Below are 19,868 nucleotides of genomic sequence, written 5' to 3'. Positions count from 1 at the left end.
AGCACGATTTTTGTCAATATAGCTTTGCTATTTTTTACGCTCAAAATGCGTTGATACTATTACTATCTTTTGTCATTAACTTCATCAATCGCGGGTGTACAAATAATTTTTCCTTACCGGAATTTATTTCTTGCAGCACACCAATATCCGCTAACTGCTTTAAATACGTTGAAGCAGTTTGGCGTTTTGCAATGTCACGTTCAACTAGATTATTGATACGGCAGTAGGGTTGTTCAAAAATAAGCTGAACTAGCTCATAGCTATATATTTTAGGTAGCTGTGCTTTTATGTAATCGGTTGTACTTTCCATAAGTGCCCTAATCGCTGTGATCTTATCATTAGTCCATATGGCAGTTTGCTCGACACCTTTTAGCATAAATAACAGCCAATCTTCCCAATTCTGATCTTTGGTCACTTGGTTCAATAGGCGATAATAGTCTTGTTTGTTATGAACGATGAAACGGCTTAAGTACAAAATAGGTAGCGTTAAAAGGCCGCATTCAATAAGGTACAAAACGTTCAAAATACGTCCTGTTCGACCATTCCCATCATAAAATGGATGTATAGCTTCAAATTGATAATGGCTAACAGCCATCTTTATTAATGGATCTATATCATTGTCATCATGAAGAAATCGCTCCCAGTTAGTTAACAAGTCGCGGATAACGTTCTCTCCCGCAGGCGGGGTATAGATAGTTTCTCCAGTCGTCTGGTTGCCTATAAAAGTCCCCGGTACTTTACGAATATCCATTTCAGAGTGCTTTAACGTACTACATATTTCAATGGCAGTCGCTGTGCAAAGCGGCTTTCTTTCAAGTTGTATATAACCTTGATATAACGCTGTTCTGTAGCGTAAAGCTTCCTTTGTTGCATTATCAGCGCCTTTATCTTCTAGCGCATACTGAAAAAGCTTATCGGTAGTGGTGACAATATTTTCAATTTCTGAACTGTCTTTTGCTTCCAGCAAAGGCAATAAGTTAATTAGCATGCTTTGGTTAGGTATGAGTTCCCCTGCCTTTTTTAATTCTGCTACAGCGGCGCGTGCAGAAATACAGGCTTTTAGAACGGCCTTCGTTTCTATGGAATTTAGATTTGGCGGTAATGTGGGTAATTGGTTGTAAGGCTGCTCTGCTTGCCAGATCATGTTTAAATTTCCCGTTTATATCGACATAAATGAACTATTGGGTCAGTTTATGTCGATTAGATCGACATATCAATTTTATATGTCGATTTTTTACTATTTTTTCGACATAAATTTTTTGTGTGTCGATACACTCGACATATCAACAATCAATGCATACGGCTCATCGAAACCGAGTTTCGAGAAGGAAACTTCAAAGTGGTACGCCATCCCTTGGACTTTTGGGGCAGTTTGGGCAAAGCCTTAATTCACGCCACTTAGCAACACGCCAACCCTGCTCACACGGTATTTATCACTTGGGGCATTATGTAAATACTGGGGCAAGTAGCTATCTGTACCCTCAGAAAGCTGCATGATCTGGGCATTTATCTACCTACTGCGTCCGTTTAACTCTTTAATACTAGTGGGGCAAACTCCTAACTGAGCTTAACAGATCAGTGAGGCTTATTTTGGAAAAAATAAAAACGATGAACCCAACCACACAATCACCCACAAACTCAGTACACCCAGCGCGTCAGCAGCGGATTTTGCGCTTACCCGCCCGTTGGCGTTTGGTGTTTTTATCCACTGGCGAAGTGACGCTTGAAAGCCACCTTGCCAGTATTGGCAAGCGCGTAAAAGCGGGGCAGCAAGTGCGCGTGATTGATCTCAGTGCCGATGCCGGAGCGCAAATGGGCGTGTTTAACCATAGCCATGATATGAACGCCGCCGATTTAGCCGATCACTTAAAACAGCAAAGTCGTCAACATTACGGCTGCTTGGCCTTGGACTAGTTACGGTATTTAACGCAGCACGGCGCACAGGTGCGACCCGTTTTCCAAAATGTACGCCAACGTTTTTTAGTTAGCTTGCCACCCGAAGCAGACGGCCACGTGCGCCGAGTCGCCGAAAAATTTGCCTTACTGGCCAGTGCAGGGTTGTTAGCCATTCAAGCCAAAGTACTCGATTGGCCAAGCCAAAGTGTCGAAGCCGCCTGTTTAAGTCAGCTTAACCAATGGATACTTGCTCGCGGTGGTGTGGCCGCCAATGAAGACCAACAAGCCATTCGCCAAGTACGCAGTTTTATTGAGCAGCATGGCGAAAGCCGCTTTACGCCCAAACAAACCGGTTACAGCAGCCAAGTACGCCAACGTGCGGGTTGGATAGACACCAGCGGTGCACAAACCCTCTACCTCCTGTTATGTGTTGTGAAGTGGGCTCAAAGTTCACCAGTGGTTCAACCACATCAGCTACGGTTTGGTGGGCAATACGGCGCTCTTCAAAGTAATCGTGGCGGTCGTAGATGTTTAGCTTATGGTTAAGGCAGCGTTCGGCCACGTTGCCTGTAATGCCTAAGGAGGCGGCAAGGCTGCGAAAGGTACGGCGCAAATCGTGTACGGTGAAGTGTTCAAGTTTGCCCATTTTATTGGCCGCACTGCTTGGATAGGGAGTTGACCAATCACTGGTGCAATCTCTTTGGTAAAAACACGTTTGGGCATATTTGGGTGTTTTAACCAGCGACTTAAGTCTTTGGAATACCAGTCTTGAAACAGCTGGCTGACATTTTGGATCTCTGGGATGGTTTCAATAGCGCGAATTGCTAATGGATCTTCACCTTGCTGAAGTTGTAGCTGCATTTTAGACGATTCAAGTCGAGCCTCTGCTAAGGTCATGCTTGGGTATTGACCGAGCGTTGCTTCTCGTCGTCCGTTTAGGCTGGTATACCTTAGCATCCAATACGGCATGCCAGATTTTCTTACGCAAAAATATAGGCCATTACCATCACTGTATTTTTTGTTTGCTGTTGCGGTGCGAGCATAAGACTGCACCTGAGTTGCGGTTAGTTTTGCCATCGTTTGTTACTCTATATTCCTAAGAAATCTTTAAAATTTGCTCACCATTGCCCACCACTGTTTGTTTATCGATTGGTTCGATAGTTGAGTGATTGAACAATCTGCAAGCAGCACGATAAGTGGAGATGGCATAAGGCGGTGGTGAGATAGATGCAAAAATCTGCTCACCAGATACCTTGACTTTTCGCTTATTGAGTCAAAAAAACAGGTTTTGCCCACCATTTTGCCCTCCACTTAAACAGCAACTGGTAACGGACATCTGCAAACCGATTTGGACGGGAAAAATAAAAAAGCCCTGTATTTACAAGCAAATAACAGGGCTTTTAAGACATTCTTGGACGGGTAAAAAAACTATTCGATATTTTGAATTTGCTCTCTCATTTGCTCTATCAATACTTTCAATTCAACGGCGGCATTGGTGATCTCGGTGTTGATTGATTTTGAGGCTAAGGTGTTTGACTCGCGGTTAAACTCTTGCATCATAAAGTCTAAACGACGGCCGCAGGCGCCGCCTTTTTTTAAGATTTTGTGAGTTTCTTTTACGTGTGACTTTAAGCGGTCTAGCTCTTCGGCTACATCTTGCTTTTGGGCAAGGTAAATAAGCTCTTGCTCTAGGCGGTTTTCGTCTATTTCTGCTTTGAGTTCTTCAAGTTTAGTAGTGAGTTTTTCACGCTGCCATTTGCTTACTTCAGGCATATGGCTTTCAACAATAGCCACTTGCTCTACAATGGCTTCAAGGCGGGTAGTAATCATTGCCTCTAAGTTTTCACCTTCGCTGGCGCGGGCGGCTTTAAAGTCTTCGATAAGTTCATTAAAACCAGCCAGTAGCTCGGTGTTAACGCTGTCTAAGTCAATTTCTTGCGCTTCCATTACGCCTGGCCAACGTAAAATATCAACAGGGTTAATATCGCCTTGGCTATGTTTTTGCACCCATTTAGCGCTGTTAATTAATTGCTCAGCGAGGGTTTCGTTAATAGAGAGCTCGCCCACATGTGCAGGGTTTGCAGTAAACTTTAAATACACTTCAACCTTGCCGCGCTGCAAATGTTTGCGCAAACGTTCACGTACTACCGGCTCCATACCTCGAAATTGTTCAGGTGCGCGGATAAAGGTTTCTAGGTAGCGCTGGTTTACCGAGCGAATTTCCCAAACTCCAGTGCCCCAATCACCTTTAACTTCTCGGCGTGCGTAGGCGGTCATACTATGGATCATGTAAAGTTCCTAATCTATTAACAGAATTTTCTGCGCCATTATAGCTTATAAAGCACGCAAGGCGACAGCGGAAATAATTACCAAAATAATCAACTTTTACCGCAACTATTTCTTAGTTAACACATAGCATCCGATCGGTTGTGCCTTTATAATAGATAAAACTTTTACTTTAGGGGAACGTGGATGCGTCCAAGCGAAAGAACAGCAAACCAAATTAGACCGGTAACATTTACTCGTAACTATACTATGCATGCCGAAGGTTCGGTTTTAGTAGAGTTTGGTAACACCAAAGTACTGTGTACAGCCACTGTGGAAGCGGGTGTACCTCGTTTTATGAAAGGTCAAGGTAAAGGCTGGATCACCGCTGAATATGGTATGTTACCGCGTTCAACGCATACTCGAAATAACCGTGAAGCGGCTCGTGGTAAGCAAGGCGGTCGCACCATGGAAATTCAACGTTTAATTGCCCGTGCATTGCGTGCAGCAGTTGATTTAAAAGCGTTAGGCGAAAACACCGTAACGATTGATTGTGATGTATTGCAGGCCGACGGTGGTACACGCACTGCTTCAATCAGCGGCGCGTGTGTTGCTTTAGTTGATGCGCTTACAAACATGCGTGCTAAAGGTATGATCAACACTAACCCGCTTAAGTTTATGATTGCGGCTATTTCAGTGGGTGTTTACAAAGGGACCGCGATTTCAGACCTTGAGTATTTAGAAGACTCTGAAGCTGAAACCGATATGAACGTGATCATGACTGAAACAGGTAAGCTCATTGAAGTGCAAGGCACTGCTGAAGGTGAACCGTTCTCGTTTGAAGAGTTAGATGAGTTACTTGGTTTAGCGAAGCACTCAATTCGTGAGATCATTGATTTACAAAAGAAAGCATTAGCATAAGTTTGGTCGGTTTAAATTTTAGTAGGTAGCACATGAAAGCATATCAAAAAGAATTTATTGAATTTGCCCTTGAAAAGCAGGTACTTAAATTTGGTGAGTTTACTTTAAAATCTGGCCGTACTAGTCCTTACTTTTTTAACGCTGGCTTGTTTAACACCGGTCGCGATTTAGCGCGCTTGGGGCGCTTTTATGCCGCTGCGTTGCAAGATGCGGGTATTGACTATGACGTGTTATTTGGCCCAGCTTATAAAGGTATTCCAATTGCAACAACCACAGCCGTAGCGTTGGCCGATCACTACAACAAAGATGTACCTTATTGCTTTAACCGCAAAGAGAAAAAGCAGCATGGTGAAGGGGGCTCATTAGTTGGATCGGCGCTTGAAGGCCGTATTATGTTAGTTGATGATGTGATCACCGCAGGCACGGCAATACGCGAGTCTATGGAGATCATTGCGGCTGCGGGTGCTGATTTATCCGGTGTGTTAATTGCACTCGACCGTCAAGAAAAAGGCAAAGCTGAGTTATCTGCCATCCAAGAAGTTGAGCGTGACTTTAGTACTGAAGTGGTTTCTATTGTTAAGCTGGCTGACTTGATCACCTACCTTGAAGAACAAGGCAGCATGACTGAGCACTTAGATGCGGTAAAAGCATATCGCGATCAATATGGAGTTGCGTAAATCAGCTCGTTATAGTATTTAAAAATGCCAGTCAGCGACTGGCATTTTTTTATCTATTGAATACTCATTAAAAGTTCAGCCAAGGCCGTTATTATTGCTTATCGCGCACGGCTGTTATGATTGGTTTATTGCGCTCAAATTTGGCATAGTAGGCACCTTGCCAACTGCGGTAAAATTAATAAAAAGGCACGTTATTCTCATGGCAACTCAGCAACAAGCACAAACACACATTCATATTTTAGGCATATGTGGCACTTTTATGGGGGGGATAGCCGCCATTGCTCAATCTTTAGGGTATAGAGTGACAGGCTCAGATCAAAATGTGTATCCGCCAATGAGCACTCAGTTAGAGTCTTTGGGCATTGAACTTACCACTGGATATGACCCAAAACAGTTAGACCCAGCCCCAGATATGGTCATAATTGGTAACGCGATGAGCCGTGGTAATCCGTGTGTTGAATATGTACTTGAGCACCGAATTCCTTATACTTCAGGGCCAGAATGGTTAAAGCATAATGTGTTGCAAGAGGCATGGGTGTTGGCGGTTGCAGGCACTCATGGCAAAACCACCACAGCCAGTATGCTGGCATGGTTACTTGAATATGCAGGGTTGCGCCCTGGGTTTTTAATTGGTGGTATTGTACAAAATTTTGGCGTGTCAGCTCGCGTATCCGACACCCCTTTTTTTGTTATTGAAGCTGATGAATACGATACGGCGTTTTTTGATAAACGCAGCAAGTTTGTTCATTACCTGCCACGCACTTTAATTATGAACAATTTAGAGTTTGATCATGCCGATATTTTTAATGATTTAAATGCCATTCAAACGCAATTTCATCATTTACTGCGAACCTTACCCAGCCAAGGTAAAGCGATTTATCCTGCTGATGATAAAGCGTTAGTTGAAGTACTCGAACGTGGTTTTTGGAGCTTGCAAGAAACTTTAAATGGCGATTGGACGTATAAGTTGCTTGTTAATGATGGATCTGAATTTGAAGTATATCTAGCTGGAAAACTTTTAGGTACGGTAAAGTGGTCAGCAATTGGTGAGCATAACGTTAAAAACGCCATGATGGCCATTGCAGCCGCGCGCCATGTGGGCATTGCACCTTCGATAAGTATTGAGGCATTGGTAGAGTTTAAATCGCCAAAGCGCAGAATGGAGCTATTGGGCGAAGTAAACGGCGTGCATGTGTATGATGACTTTGCACATCACCCTAGCGCTATAAAAACAACACTAGCGGGGCTAAAAGCCAAAGTAGGCAACGAGCCCGTAATAGCAATTTTAGAGCCACGCTCAAACACCATGAAAATGGGCGTGCATCAACATACCTTACTTGAGTCATTATCGCTGGCCGATGAAGTTTACTTATTGGAGCCTGAAGGGTTGGGTTGGTCACTCGCAGAGGCCGCGCGAAAAGCACAACGACAATGCTTTAACAATATTGATGATATTATCTGTTGTGTGTGTGAACAAGCGCAGCCGGGTCAACACGTATTGATAATGAGCAACGGTGGCTTTGCTGGCCTGCATCAGAAGTTACTGACTGCGCTAGCACATAAAGAAAAATTAACGTCTTAATTTATAGGTAACATGAGTGGATAAGTTTAAACCTGCTATCACATTAGCCTTTAGTGGTGCATCGGGCGCGCCTTATGGCTTGCGCTTATTAGAAGTATTAGTGGCCATGAATTATCAAGTGTTTGTACTTATTTCAAGTGCCGCTAGAGTGGTACTTGATACTGAGTCGAACATTAAACTCTCGGGCAACGAGCAAAAAGCCACAGAGCAATTGAGTACGTTATTTAGCGCCAAACCTGAGCAAATTAAAGTGTTTGGTAAAGATAACTGGTTTAGTCCTGTGGCATCAGGGTCGGCAGCGCCTAAAAAAATGGTGGTGTGCCCATGTAGTGCAGGCAGTGTGTCGGCGATTGCCATGGGGGCGTCTGATAATTTATTAGAGCGCGCCGCTGATGTGGTGATAAAAGAACGTGGCCAACTAATTTTAGTGCCACGAGAAACCCCATTTAGTTCTATTCATCTTGAGAATATGCTCAAGTTGAGTCAATTAGGGGTGACCATTATGCCAGCTGCACCTGGTTTTTATCATCAGCCAGCATCGATTGCTGATCTGGTCGATTTTATGGTGGCCCGTATTTTAGATCATTTAAATATCGAACATACTTTAACTAAACGTTGGGGTTATGGAGAACAACATTAACATGACAATTGCATTGAATATTCAAGGCTTGCGAAAAGTCTATAAAAACGGCGTAGAGGCCGTAAAAGGCATTGATTTGCAAGTTGAGCAAGGCGACTTTTTTGCATTACTTGGACCCAATGGTGCAGGTAAATCGACCACTATTGGTGTTATTGCCTCTTTGGTTAATAAAACCGCAGGACAAGTTGAAGTATTTGGCCATAGCATAGATACCGCATTGGAAGATGCTAAGTCGGAACTGGGGTTAGTACCGCAAGAGTTTAACTTTAGTCAGTTTGAAACACTGAATCAGATTTTAGTTAATCAAGCTGGTTACTATGGTGTACCGCGCGGTTTGGCCCATGAACGCGCAGAAAAATACTTAAAACAACTTGGTTTACTAGAGAAAAAAGACAAGCAAGCACGTACATTATCCGGTGGTATGAAACGTCGTTTGATGATAGCGCGAGCTTTAATGCATGAACCCAAGCTACTGATCCTTGATGAACCAACAGCTGGGGTTGATATTGAGTTGCGTCGCTCTATGTGGGAGTTTTTACGCGAGATCAACAAACAAGGTGTGACCATTATTTTAACCACTCACTACCTCGAAGAGGCAGAGTTATTGTGTAAAAATATTGCCATTATTGATAAGGGTATTATTGTTGAAAACACCACCATTAAAGCTTTACTTGCAAAATTAGATAAAGAAACCTTTGTGTTAGACCTTAAATTACCGATTGTGCCGGTGACGCTTGACGGCTATGAATTTACCATGGCTGATGACCATACCATTGAGGTAGAGGTTGCCAAGTCACAGGGGCTAAATGAGGTGTTCACTCAGTTAACAGCACAAGGTAATACGGTATTGAGTATGCGTAACAAAGCTAATCGCTTAGAAGAGTTGTTTGTTGGATTATTAGAGCAGGGGCGAACATCATGAGCATTACCCGCTATGGCGTAGCATTAAAAAGTATTTGGATAAAAGAGTGTATTCGTTTTTTGCGGATTTGGGTGCAAACCCTTGTTCCACCAGCGATCACCATGACTTTGTATTTTGTGATTTTTGGTAATTTAATTGGCTCTCGCATTGGTGATATGGGAGGCTTCAGCTACATGGAGTTTATTGTACCTGGCCTTATTATGATGTCGGTGATCACAAATTCTTACTCAAATGTAGCCTCGAGTTTTTATTCAACTAAGTTTCAAAAAAGCATTGAAGAACTGCTGGTGGCCCCCGTGCCAAATTATATTATTGTGCTTGGCTACATTGGTGGTGGCATGGCTCGTGGTATTTTGGTTGGCTTTATTGTGACTTTGGTATCGCTATTTTTTGTGGATATTCAAATTCATAACTTAGGTGTGATCATGGCGACGGTTGTTTTAACCTCAGCGGTGTTTGCTCTTGGTGGGTTGATAAACGCGGTGTTTGCTAATAGTTTTGATGATATTAGTATTATTCCTACCTTTGTTTTAACGCCATTGACCTATTTAGGTGGGGTGTTCTATTCAATTACTTTGTTACCTGAGTTTTGGCAAGGCGTATCACAAGTTAATCCAATCATTTATATGGTTAATGCATTTAGATATGGCTTTTTAGGCGTCTCAGATGTCAACATATATGTCGCATTTACGGTATTATTAGCGTTTATTTCTGGATTATTTATCTTGGCGTTGAGTTTAATACGTCGAGGAGTAGGGTTACGCCACTGATGAGTGAAGCAAATTCAAGAAGTATTGTATCAAATCAGCCAAGTTTGCACGAAAAGCTTGATGAGATAGTCAATAAACACCTTGTCGCTGAGTTTAAAAAACCCATAGCAGCGCACACCCAGCATGCCTTTGATGAAGTTAATGCCCGTGTGCAAGCGTTCAATGGGCCGATTATTTTAGACTCGTGCTGTGGAGTGGGTGAAAGTACTGCAAATTTAGCGAAATTACACCCAAACGCGCTGGTGATAGGCATTGATAAATCGTCGCATCGTTTAAACAAGCATGATGTAGAATATAAACAATCAGAGTCAGGCCAATATATACTGGTACAAGCTGATTTAAATGACTTTTGGCGCTTAGCGGTAGATGCAAAGTGGCAACCTACCCATCACTATTTGCTCTATCCAAACCCTTGGCCAAAAGCCAAGCATGTGCAGCGTCGTTGGCACGGTGCAGCAGTTTTTCCGTTTATCGTTAAATTAGGTGGTTGTCTGGAAGTGCGCAGTAATTGGGATATTTATGTAAAAGAGTTTGCGCGTGCTTTACAGTTAGCGGGTTACCCAGTACCAGTAACTGCCTATCATAGTGATACGGCAATTACTCCATTTGAGAGAAAGTACTGGGCTAGTGGTCAATCAAGCATGCGCTTGGTTGTGCAACTGCCTTAGTTTAGTGCATAGGTGAGGGGCATCACTTGCAATATAGCGCCCCTCAACTAAATCAACGTCTGCGCTGGAGAGCTTGTTATACTGCGCTTGAGACTCAACACCTGCTACTAACAGCATAATATGCTTATCATGACAAAGCTTTGCAATATGCTTTATAAAATCAAAAACCTGCTCATCATCCGCAATATGCGTAATGTTGTTTTCATCTAATAAAATCATATCTATATTCAGCTTCATTACTCGACTAACAGTTAATAAGCCACTACTGACCGCATTAATTAATACTTTTACGCCTTTGCTTTTGAGTACATTAATGCACACCGCCATGGCATTAAAATGTTCAAGTACATCTTTTTCATCTAATTCAAATGTGATTAGGCGCGGTTGAGGGTAACGTTTTAACTCTTGGTCAATAAAATCTAGTAATTGTGGGTCGGTTGCATCTTGATAGCTAAGCTTAATGCTCCAAGCTGCGCCTGTTTTTCTAAATCGGTCAATACACTGAGATAAAATATTACGTGTTAGTTGGCTTTGTAAGCGGGACTGACGCACCACTTCATTAAAGCTGTCGGTTTTTAAAATAGCCCCCTGTTCGGTGATTATTCTTGCTGTACAGCCATGTTGCACCACTTGTTGAGTATTTGGGTCAACTCTAGGTGTAAAGTAGGTGGCTACTCGATTATTGGCAAAAGCATCTTGCAAAATATTAGCAATGGCTAAGTGGTTTTTTTGTTTTAGACGAGCATCCTGACTATCTAGATTAAACAGGCAAATAAGTTGCTGTGTTTGTTTTGCTTGTCGACATGCGATGGCTGCATTTTCTAGTAACAACGACTTATTACCTGAGGCTATACCAGCGTGTAATTGCACGTATAAATGGGGCTTAGTTAGTATGGGCGTTGACTTTGGAAAATCTGCAATGATCCGGCTTAAGTATGCTTCACCCTCTTTAACGTGGCTCATAATAATGAGCTTCGATGTGGCTAATCGATAGACAGTATGAGGCTGAGTAATGGGTTTAAAGTACTCCATTACTTTTTGTATTACGCGATCGCCCACTTGAGTACCATAAAAACCGATTATGTCTTCGAGCTCATCTATTGAAATAATAGCAAGGCAAATATGTTGGTCTTGTTGTTTACTTAAATCTCGCTCTAAGGCCACTCTATTTGCAAAGCCTGTGCGGGGGTCTGTGCTCATCGACCTGCGGTATAAAGTGATATAGAACGCAGCCACCATCACCGCAATAAAAAAGAAAAAGGTTGCAGTTAATGTGGCTCTTGCAACGCTTTTTTGTAGCATTGTATCAACTTGGTTAATTGTCATATCTGCACCGGTGATGTAAGTGGTGCCATTACTGGAGATATATGGAACAAAAATGGTTTTAAAGTGGCCCCATTGATCTTCGGATGTTTCAAATACAGGTTCGGTGGATTGAAATGCGGCTTTGTTAATGTTCGTCGCTTCAGGGTATTTATCCAAAAATTGTGTGAGTTTGTTGTTTTTTATGTCTTCTGTTGTATAACTGGATGCAGTAAAAACGACATGTGGTGGGCGGTATATCATAGCATATACATACTCTACACCAATGGCCTGTGCAAGCGCTGTAAGTTGTGCACTTTTTTGCTGATATTCTAAAGCACTCATGTTGTTTAAGCGGTTATGGTAGTCACCTTCGAGAATTAATTGAGCACTCTTTGCTGCACGGAGCAGTTGTTCATCAATTTGTGTCATGATGGCTGTGCGTGTTGAATGATAGGTATACGCAACATAGCCAATTAAACTAGATATAAAAAGTGAAAACCCTATCAGTGACCAAGTCATTGCTGAGGTCTTTCGGTACATAATAATCCTTATAAACACTTTATTCCCAAAAATTAAACTTCACGCAACATGATTGTAAAGCTTTCAAGCTGAATTAACCCGTCTAGTCTAGTTAGTTTTTAGTGTTTTTAACAGAGCAGGATAGTGCTTTGTGATTGAATTTTATGTAGTGGTTTTTTAAAGCTCGGTTGCACACAAATCCCGGGGGTAAGATATGAATGTATAATTTGAAACGCGCTTTGTTACGTAAATTTAAGAGGGTTGTCTTAGTTATAACATTAAATTGTCATAACGAACTTAGTCATATCATGATTTTTCAGCATACAATAGGAGACATTAGGCTTTACTTGCAGTAAAGTTAGCCATTTCAAAATAACAAGCTTGTGGGCAGCAAAGAGGCAGTCCGTAACTAACTGGGTAATGTAATGGGTCCAAAGCGTTGTGCTGTCGCTTCTGAAGAAAGTTTAATGCGTATTTTTACGGTGCCAGAAGCGCCTGACTCGACTCTAAGTAAAATAGAGTTAGAGATCTCAAATAACTTAGCAGGTTTTTTAAACGAGAACATTGCAGCAATAGAAAAGCCCTTACATGATATTGAGAAGGACTTTCAATCTGCCGTGATCCCAGAAGAGCCAATGTTTGTGTCTGATTATGCACAAGATATTATGGAGCAGTTAGTTGCACACTCTGTACATACTGCTGCGCCGAGTTTTATCGGCCATATGACTTCGGCTTTACCTCACTTTGTATTACCACTGTCTAAACTGATGGTGGGCTTGAATCAAAACTTGGTAAAAATTGAAACTTCAAAGGCATTTACGCCACTTGAAAGGCAAGTGTTAGGCATGATGCACCATTTAGCTTATGGCGCATCAGATAAATTTTACGATAAATGGATGCACAGTGCGAGCACGTCTTTAGGTGCTTTTTGCTCTGGAGGTACAGTTGCAAATATCACCGCACTTTGGATTGCGCGTAACCGTTTATTAAAAGCGGATGGTCAGTTTAAAGGAATTGCAGCAAAAGGCATGGTTGCTGCCATGTTGCACTATGGCTATAAAGGCCTCGCTGTTTTAGTGTCTGAACGTGGTCACTATTCATTAGGTAAGGCGGCAGATGTCCTAGGCCTTGGTCGTGACAATTTTATTGCCATAGAAACCGATGCAAATAACAAAGTTAACGTACCAAAAATGCGTGAGCAAGCTCATAAGTTAGAAGCACAAGGTATAAAAGTGATGGCTTTGGTTGGTGTGGCCGGCACAACCGAAACTGGTAATATCGACCCACTTGACGACATGGCGACCCTAAGCGAAGAACTTGGCTGTCATTTTCATGTTGATGCTGCATGGGGTGGTGCTACTTTATTATCAGCAAATAACCGGCATTTATTAAATGGTATTGAACGTGCTGACTCAATTACCATTGATGCGCATAAACAAATGTATGTGCCTATGGGCGCAGGTTTAGTGTTGTTTAAAGACCCAGCAGCATCGGATGCGATAGAACATCACGCAGAATATATTTTGCGTAAAGGCTCAAAAGATTTAGGCAGTCATACCCTTGAAGGCAGTCGTCCAGGTATGGCTATGCTGGTGCATGCGTGCTTACGAGTAATTGGCCGTAAAGGCTACCAAATGCTCATTGATAAAGGCATAGAAAAAGCCAAGTATTTTGCCAGCTTAATAGAGCAAGAACCTAACTTTGAGCTAATCTCACAGCCTGAACTATGTTTATTAACTTACCGTTATGTGCCAGTGCAAGTTCGCAAAGCGATTGAGTCTGCAAGTGAACAAGAGCGCATAGATATTTATGCTGCGCTAAATCGTTTTACTGCCAGTATGCAAAAACGTCAGCGTGAGGCTGGTATTTCATTTGTATCACGTACACGGTTAACACCGAGCCAGTATGATAGTCAGCCTACCGTTGTGTTTCGTGTTGTACTTGCCAATCCATTAACGTCAAAAAGTATATTGCAGGGTATTTTAGATGAACAAAAAGCACTGGCTAAAACAGATCCAATATTTAAGAAGTATTTATTAAAATATATGACATAAAAATGACAGTTATCGTTGTTTTTTAAATATTTGTATATAAATAATTACCCACTTTTTATTGTTTTAGGTATCATTGTGACAAAGTGAGCATGCCTCATAGATACCCTATGTTTAACACCAAGATAGTGGTTTACAATGTTTATTGACCTTAGTGAAGTAACTCAGCGTTTAAGAAGAATGAGTTCCCAAGAGCTTGATGTATCTGGTAGTTACCAAAACTTTTTACTAGACCTTATCTTAGAAAGTAAAAAGACTCTTGCTGTTGAACATGTATCTGTGTGGTTGTTTGATGATATCACTGTCCCCAAAAAGCTGATTAATGTTGCCAGCACAGCTTGGCAAGAAGAGTGCTCTGAAGTTGATTACCCTATACTTTTGTGTGAGCAATACCCCAGTTATTTTAAAGCTATTACGACAGGTATCTCGATAGATGCGACGGATGCAGCGACTGACCCCCGCACCTGTGAATTCAAAGAGAATTACTTGGATAGTAATAATATTTCCACCATGCTTGATACCATTATTTTTAAAAATGGTATCCCTCATGGTGTAGTCTGCTTTGAAGGTACCGGCGTAACAAGACATTGGCAAGGGTCAGAAATCGCTTACGCTGAAATGGTTGCGGATTGTTGTAGCCGAAGATTGCTTGTGAAAGATTTATGGTTGCTGCAAAAACAGCTTACAAAATTGGCTTTTAGAGATGCCTTAACTGGGCTAAAAAATCGCCGTTATTTAATGGATTGTGCTCACCGTGAGATAAGCCGCCATATTCGCTCTGGTCAACAGTTAAGTTTAGTAATGTTAGATATTGATCACTTCAAACGTATTAATGATAGTTATGGTCATGAAGTGGGCGATGTGGTTTTGCAAGCATTTTCAAAATACTGCCAGCAAGTATTACGAGCTGAAGACTGCTTATGCCGCTTAGGTGGTGAAGAGTTTGTTGCGTTGTTACCAAACACGCCAGCATCTGGAGCGTTAGAAGTGGCGGAACGTTTACGCCTAAATGTTGAAAAAAACACCATTGAAATTGATAGTCATTTTATCCAAGTGACGGTCAGTTGTGGTGTTGGTGAGGTGAATTTAGCAAAGCCATTTAGTGACTCGTTAAAACAAGTTGATCATGCGGTATACGATGCCAAAGCAAAAGGTCGCAATCGAGTTACCACCTACTGAAGAGTATCGCTGAGCGAATCCGACATCTCTTTTATTGCTTTTCGATATATCATCGATTAACACTGACGACAGTACGCTTTTGGAGTCGTACCAGTGAATGCTTTAAAATCACGAATAAAATGTGATTGGTCGGTATAGCCTAACCATGTTGCCACTTCTATAATGTCTTTGTTTTTTAAGTCCAATAGCTCAAGTGCTTGATGTAAGCGATATTTTCTAATTAACCACTTAGGAGACAGGCCGATATATTGCTTGAAGTAGTTTTGAATGACTCGTTTTGGAGTGCTTGCGTGTTGCGACAACTGTGCTACCTGCGTGATGTCGGCGTGCTGTTTTATCAACTGTATCAGTGTTTGTGTTTTTGCTAACTGTATTGGTGGTTTGCAAGCTAATGGTGTTAACCATAATTGCAATATACGTATGATGTCTGCATCTGAATGGGCTATTAATAGTTCAGATTCAAGTCTATCTGCAAAGTCAAATACCTGTGTGGCTGGCACTGTGTTATCTACTAAATCAGCAGCAATTATTCCAGTTTGCAGTGCGAGCGTCCCCAAAGTAAATTTAACACCAATTATGCGATCTTCACCTTGCATCTCAAAGCGATAAGCTGTGCTCACTGGGCCAATTACTTTGAGTGTGCCTTGCTCAAAGTAGAGGTGGCAATTTGGGTCTGGTAAGTTGGTTTGTATATGTGATTGACCTTCATTGAGTGCCCAATCAACAATCCAAAACTGCTCCACTAAATGAGCCAACTTCCCCTGAGGTAGGTATCTTCGCAGTGTATAGTGTTGCTCGCTATGAGTATGGTGAAGTACACCCGTTATGGAGGCTTGATGTTCTTTTAGTATTTGGGTCACAGTCAATTTGGGTTGCGCGTTTTTACAATACTCTAATATACCCATGTGTTAGTTTTAAGGTCTAGTTTTTAAATATTAACGCAGAGGCACAAATGAAACTTATCGGCACATTCCAAATTCAAGACTGGCAAGAAGCACCTGATTTCTCACTGGGTAAACACATTACGTTTAAAACAGCTCAGATAAAACAGGTTTATACGGGGGATTTGCATGGACAAAGTTGGGTAAAATATCAACTGGTTTACGATGAAAGTGGCAATGCTCAATTTAATGGTGTTGAGTTTATTGATGGCATATTCAAAGACACTGTTTGTAAACTTACTTTAATGCATACAGGAAAGTTTGTTGATGGTATTGCAAGTAGTCAATTTACTGTAATTGCTTGCGAGCCTTTTACTCAATTAAAAAATACAAATGGGAAGTTTACGTCAGCTTCAGAGGGGAAAGCACAGTACCAAATAGGTGAATAATACCAGCCATATTCTAGCCTGCGCTTAATCTGAGGCTTATGTAAGGCGGTGTAATAGGTATTATTCGTTACATCGTCCATGCTTATAGATGAATTACTAAACAGTTAGCCATTAACTAAAGCATGAATAATGCGACTTTTACTGTCACTGGCTTTTTAAATTCCTATAAGCAAGGAGAATACAATGACTAAGGAACTTAATGTTTCGTCGGTAAGGCCTTACAAAACATGGTCTGAAGATACTCAACCTGTGATACCTCAATTTGGGGTGTTGTCAAAATTAAACGGTACTTGGGTTAATTGGAAAGGAGGGCCAAAAGGCTTACATACAACCTGTATGCCATCTCCGGGAACCTCTGCTGAAACTATCTTTGGGGTATTTCATTTTAAATCTCAACAGTACAGAGAGCAGCTTAAATTTACTCAAGTTAATGCGCCTGTTCGAAATCGTGCAGGCTCAAACGAGCAATTTAATGGCGCGGTAAAATATGAAACAGCCATTGTTGATAACGATGAACTGTTACAACATTTTGAGAACGGGATGTATATATGGTTGGGTGACAATACTATGCCATGGCAAGATGACAGTCCGACACAAAACCCACCAACGATGTTTAAACACCCATCCACAGAAGAGTCATTCATAGAGGATGCTGGCGATCCGGTCATAGGCCCTGGTGAGCTTGGTCCTCAATTTGTTCCACCTCACTCAATATCTCGTTCTGGTGTGATACCGCACGGTACAACCATTCATTTAACCGGTGAAATAACCCAAAGTGAAGATGCAGCGAGTTCAAAAGACAAGCGCTTTGAGCCACAAATAGCCTCACTTTGGGAGCAACAGTATCTTTCAATATCACCAACAATGGGGATAGATCCACAACGAGATTTAATCGCAGGCTCTCGCGAAAAACCGAGTTGGACAGAACTCCCAAGGGAGCAGCAAGAAGGTGGTGGCGTTAATAGTGCAAGAGCGTATTTTCAGCGTATTTTTAATTATAATCAATTTGGGGCTCAGTTTCCTTATACCGTACAACCAAACCTGATCTTGAAAGACTTTAACGATAAGCTGAAATTTAAAAAGTACGACCTGATCGAATTAGATACACAACATGATACCGGCGTACAAGGTGGCGCAATAAACAATGTGATGATTGAGCGTTACTGCCGTGTTGCTCGTATGCGTTATCGTATGTGGGTTGAAGAGGTTGTGATTAAAGGCAAAGACGGTAAAGACAAAGTGATTGATCAATTACAATACGAACAGATTGTAGACTTTGAATTTATGTTTGGCTCCAGCGGTGGAACAACTTTGTGGCCTCATATTCAGGTAAATACGCTTCGACGCTTAGAGGATATTCCTGAGGACGAGAGATATACGGCAATTGAGCTGCCAGAAGAGCAAAGTGATGATGTAGATAAAAAACCAAAAAGCGTTGTACATCGAATGAAGCATATTGACTAACAGGGCCTTACACACTTTAAGGGTGTTGAGAATAATTAAGCCATGCTCTATTTAAGGGTGTGGCTTTTTATTTGTATTTTAGCTTTGTGTTTCAGCCATTTCAGCTTTTACCTATTTAACCTCAGGTTTGGATAAGAGTTTTGAAATAGTAAATACGTAACAATCCATATATTTATCATCCAATGACGATATTTTGGTCAATATCAATGCGGTTTTATTCAGTAATAGTTGGCTATTGTAAGTAAAAGCAACGTAAATAGTGGGAAAAATAGCTTTATTGGGCAAATTCGCTTATCCAGAGCTGAGGTTATTTATTAAAGGTGGGTAAAAAAATTAAAACGGTTGTCACACTTGTTTAGGTCGCTGTGACTTGGTTAAGATGTTTTAATTCAAGGAAATAAAAATGCGATACAGGCTACTTTTTTTAACCACTTTTAGTTTTATATTCTCGTTTTCTGGTTCGAGTAAATGGGTGCTTAGTAAAAGGTTTTTTGTTTCAACAGTCAAAGTGGTTGGCGGTTCACTCACGATATATTTTGGGAGGGGGATATGAGTCTTACATACTTTGAGCAAATAAGTCTTGATATTGAAGGTGCTAAAAAAGGCGATCCTAAAGCTTTTGGGCGTTTAGTTTTGCAGACCCAAAATGTCACAACCAGTGCTGCATTAGCAATTGTAAAAGATTTGGATGCCAGTGAAGATGTTGCACAGCAAGTTTACGTGAAGGTGTGGCAGCAGTTGGCGACTTTGCAAAATACACATAGTTTTTTGCCATGGCTTCGACAAATTACCCGGTATACAGCTATTAATTATCTTCGTGATAATAAGGTGTCACTTAAAGTAAGTGATAGCGAACGTGATTTACTGATTGATAATTTAAAATGCGTGGATGATGACGCACTTACTGCATTAAATCGAGTGCAAACGAGTGTCATACTTCAATATTTTATCGATAAACTGCCTGAAGAAAGTCGAGAGTTGGTACTGCTGTATTATCGTGAAGAACAATCTACCAAGCAGGTTGCAAAACTACTTGAGTTGAGCGAAGCTAATGTGCGGAAAAAGCTATCTCGGATAAGGCAGTTGCTTAAGCAGCAGTGGTTGAGTAAATATGGAAAGTTGACTCTTAGCACAGCACCAGGTGTTGGCTTCAGTGTGGCAGTACTCAATGCTATTGGAGTTTCTAGTCCTGTGGCGGCTGCAACGTTAAGTGTTAGTGCTTCAGCGAGTCAATCTAGTTTATTTGCAAAGGGAGCCCTATTGCTTGGGGGGAGCTTAATTGGTGCATTGACTGGTATCTTAGCGGTGTATTTAAACAGTCGTGTATTTCTTGAAAATATCGTAGAGCCTTCAGCACGGCCTAAGCTAATTTATTATCGCAATCTGTTGAGCGGTTGGATTGCATTGTGTGGTGTGTTGCTTACGCTGAGTTACGAATTTACTTCAGGCTGGTGGGCACCCGTCGCCAGTTATGCCCTTTTTTCTATTGGGCTAGTTCGCTTGGTAGAACTAACACAGCTAACGGCAATACAACGAAGAATAAAGAAGCCAAGCAATTTTTGCATGAACCTACCAAAACAAGTGCGTATGCAAAAACTACTCAATTGGATGGGACCGCTGATGGGGGCGGTTGGGCTCTTGGTTGGCTTACATAACAGTGCAAGGCTGTTTGTTTAATC

Annotated in this window: 17 protein-coding genes and 1 pseudogene; 13 read left to right on the top strand and 5 right to left on the bottom strand. The window is 41.6% G+C overall.

The features are described 5' to 3' along the window. Positions 1–40: 40 nt before the first annotated feature. On the bottom strand, positions 41–1,144 hold the full coding sequence (gene fic, locus OCI93_RS08335) for a protein adenylyltransferase Fic (protein WP_261626191.1): 1,104 nt from the start codon (positions 1,142–1,144) through the stop codon (positions 41–43). A 524-nt stretch (positions 1,145–1,668) separates the two neighbouring features. On the opposite strand from fic, the pseudogene OCI93_RS21075 reads away from it, so the two are divergent. After that, positions 1,669–2,364 (top strand): annotated as a pseudogene (locus OCI93_RS21075) (DUF927 domain-containing protein); the annotation flags it as partial. Between the two features lie 108 nt (positions 2,365–2,472). Here the strand turns inward: OCI93_RS21075 and OCI93_RS08325 are convergent. Beyond that, complete coding sequence (locus OCI93_RS08325) at positions 2,473–2,973, bottom strand: Arm DNA-binding domain-containing protein (RefSeq protein ID WP_465250989.1); 501 nt, start codon at positions 2,971–2,973, stop codon at positions 2,473–2,475. Between the two features lie 351 nt (positions 2,974–3,324). Continuing rightward, positions 3,325–4,185 (bottom strand): YicC/YloC family endoribonuclease, encoded by an 861-nt coding sequence (locus OCI93_RS08320; RefSeq protein WP_261592067.1) that lies wholly within the window; start codon positions 4,183–4,185, stop codon positions 3,325–3,327. Positions 4,186–4,368: 183 nt separating this feature from the next. Between OCI93_RS08320 and rph the strand changes: the two genes are divergently transcribed. From rph to trmB, 7 genes are all read left to right on the top strand, one after another. Then, positions 4,369–5,082: a ribonuclease PH gene (gene rph / locus OCI93_RS08315; RefSeq protein WP_261592068.1), complete on the top strand. Its 714-nt coding sequence runs from the start codon at positions 4,369–4,371 to the stop codon at positions 5,080–5,082. Between the two features lie 32 nt (positions 5,083–5,114). Then, complete coding sequence (gene pyrE / locus OCI93_RS08310) at positions 5,115–5,759, top strand: orotate phosphoribosyltransferase (RefSeq protein ID WP_261626189.1); 645 nt, start codon at positions 5,115–5,117, stop codon at positions 5,757–5,759. A gap of 199 nt (positions 5,760–5,958) precedes the next feature. Further along, on the top strand, positions 5,959–7,341 hold the full coding sequence (gene mpl, locus OCI93_RS08305) for a UDP-N-acetylmuramate:L-alanyl-gamma-D-glutamyl-meso-diaminopimelate ligase (protein ID WP_261626188.1): 1,383 nt from the start codon (positions 5,959–5,961) through the stop codon (positions 7,339–7,341). A gap of 16 nt (positions 7,342–7,357) precedes the next feature. Next, positions 7,358–7,981, top strand: a complete 624-nt coding sequence (locus OCI93_RS08300) for a flavin prenyltransferase UbiX (RefSeq protein WP_261592071.1) — start codon at positions 7,358–7,360, stop codon at positions 7,979–7,981. A 1-nt stretch (position 7,982) separates the two neighbouring features. Then, on the top strand, positions 7,983–8,903 hold the full coding sequence (locus OCI93_RS08295; RefSeq protein WP_261592072.1) for an ABC transporter ATP-binding protein: 921 nt from the start codon (positions 7,983–7,985) through the stop codon (positions 8,901–8,903). Positions 8,904–8,905: 2 nt separating this feature from the next. Then, on the top strand, positions 8,906–9,673 hold the full coding sequence (locus OCI93_RS08290; protein WP_261592172.1) for an ABC transporter permease: 768 nt from the start codon (positions 8,906–8,908) through the stop codon (positions 9,671–9,673). Further along, a complete protein-coding gene (trmB, locus tag OCI93_RS08285; RefSeq protein ID WP_261592073.1) occupies positions 9,673–10,341 on the top strand; it encodes a tRNA (guanine(46)-N(7))-methyltransferase TrmB in 669 nt (222 codons plus the stop codon). Before OCI93_RS08290 ends, trmB begins: the two co-directional genes overlap by 1 nt. On the opposite strand, the gene OCI93_RS08280 is transcribed toward trmB, so the two are convergent. After that, on the bottom strand, positions 10,309–12,186 hold the full coding sequence (locus OCI93_RS08280; protein WP_261626187.1) for a GGDEF domain-containing protein: 1,878 nt from the start codon (positions 12,184–12,186) through the stop codon (positions 10,309–10,311). The genes trmB and OCI93_RS08280 overlap by 33 nt on opposite strands. 404 nt (positions 12,187–12,590) lie before the next feature. On the opposite strand from OCI93_RS08280, the gene panP reads away from it, so the two are divergent. After that, positions 12,591–14,219: a pyridoxal-dependent aspartate 1-decarboxylase PanP gene (gene panP, locus OCI93_RS08275; RefSeq protein WP_261592075.1), complete on the top strand. Its 1,629-nt coding sequence runs from the start codon at positions 12,591–12,593 to the stop codon at positions 14,217–14,219. 135 nt (positions 14,220–14,354) lie between these two features. Next, complete coding sequence (locus OCI93_RS08270) at positions 14,355–15,395, top strand: sensor domain-containing diguanylate cyclase (RefSeq protein ID WP_261592076.1); 1,041 nt, start codon at positions 14,355–14,357, stop codon at positions 15,393–15,395. A 56-nt stretch (positions 15,396–15,451) separates the two neighbouring features. Here the strand turns inward: OCI93_RS08270 and OCI93_RS08265 are convergent, their stop codons facing one another. Further along, the gene (locus tag OCI93_RS08265; RefSeq protein WP_261592077.1) at positions 15,452–16,300 is read right to left on the bottom strand and encodes a helix-turn-helix domain-containing protein; all 849 of its coding nucleotides are present in this window, start codon (positions 16,298–16,300) and stop codon (positions 15,452–15,454) included. Positions 16,301–16,347: 47 nt separating this feature from the next. On the opposite strand from OCI93_RS08265, the gene OCI93_RS08260 reads away from it, so the two are divergent. The 3 genes from OCI93_RS08260 (at position 16,348) to OCI93_RS08250 (ending at position 19,866) form a co-directional block, all read left to right on the top strand. Next, on the top strand, positions 16,348–16,725 hold the full coding sequence (locus tag OCI93_RS08260) for a DUF3224 domain-containing protein (protein ID WP_261592078.1): 378 nt from the start codon (positions 16,348–16,350) through the stop codon (positions 16,723–16,725). Between the two features lie 183 nt (positions 16,726–16,908). After that, the gene (locus tag OCI93_RS08255) at positions 16,909–18,189 is read left to right on the top strand and encodes a peroxidase, FMP-type (protein WP_261592079.1); all 1,281 of its coding nucleotides are present in this window, start codon (positions 16,909–16,911) and stop codon (positions 18,187–18,189) included. Between the two features lie 549 nt (positions 18,190–18,738). Next, positions 18,739–19,866 carry an RNA polymerase sigma factor gene (locus tag OCI93_RS08250; RefSeq protein WP_261626186.1) on the top strand — a complete coding sequence of 376 codons (1,128 nt, stop codon included), beginning with the start codon at positions 18,739–18,741 and terminating at the stop codon, positions 19,864–19,866. Positions 19,867–19,868: the final 2 nt, after the last annotated feature.

Origin of the sequence: Pseudoalteromonas holothuriae (assembly GCF_945859825.1) — a bacterium.
Taxonomy (GTDB): Bacteria; Pseudomonadota; Gammaproteobacteria; order Enterobacterales; family Alteromonadaceae; genus Pseudoalteromonas; species Pseudoalteromonas holothuriae.
The sequence above is the reverse complement of the archived record's forward strand: the minus strand, read 5'-3'. Positions and strand labels throughout refer to the sequence as shown.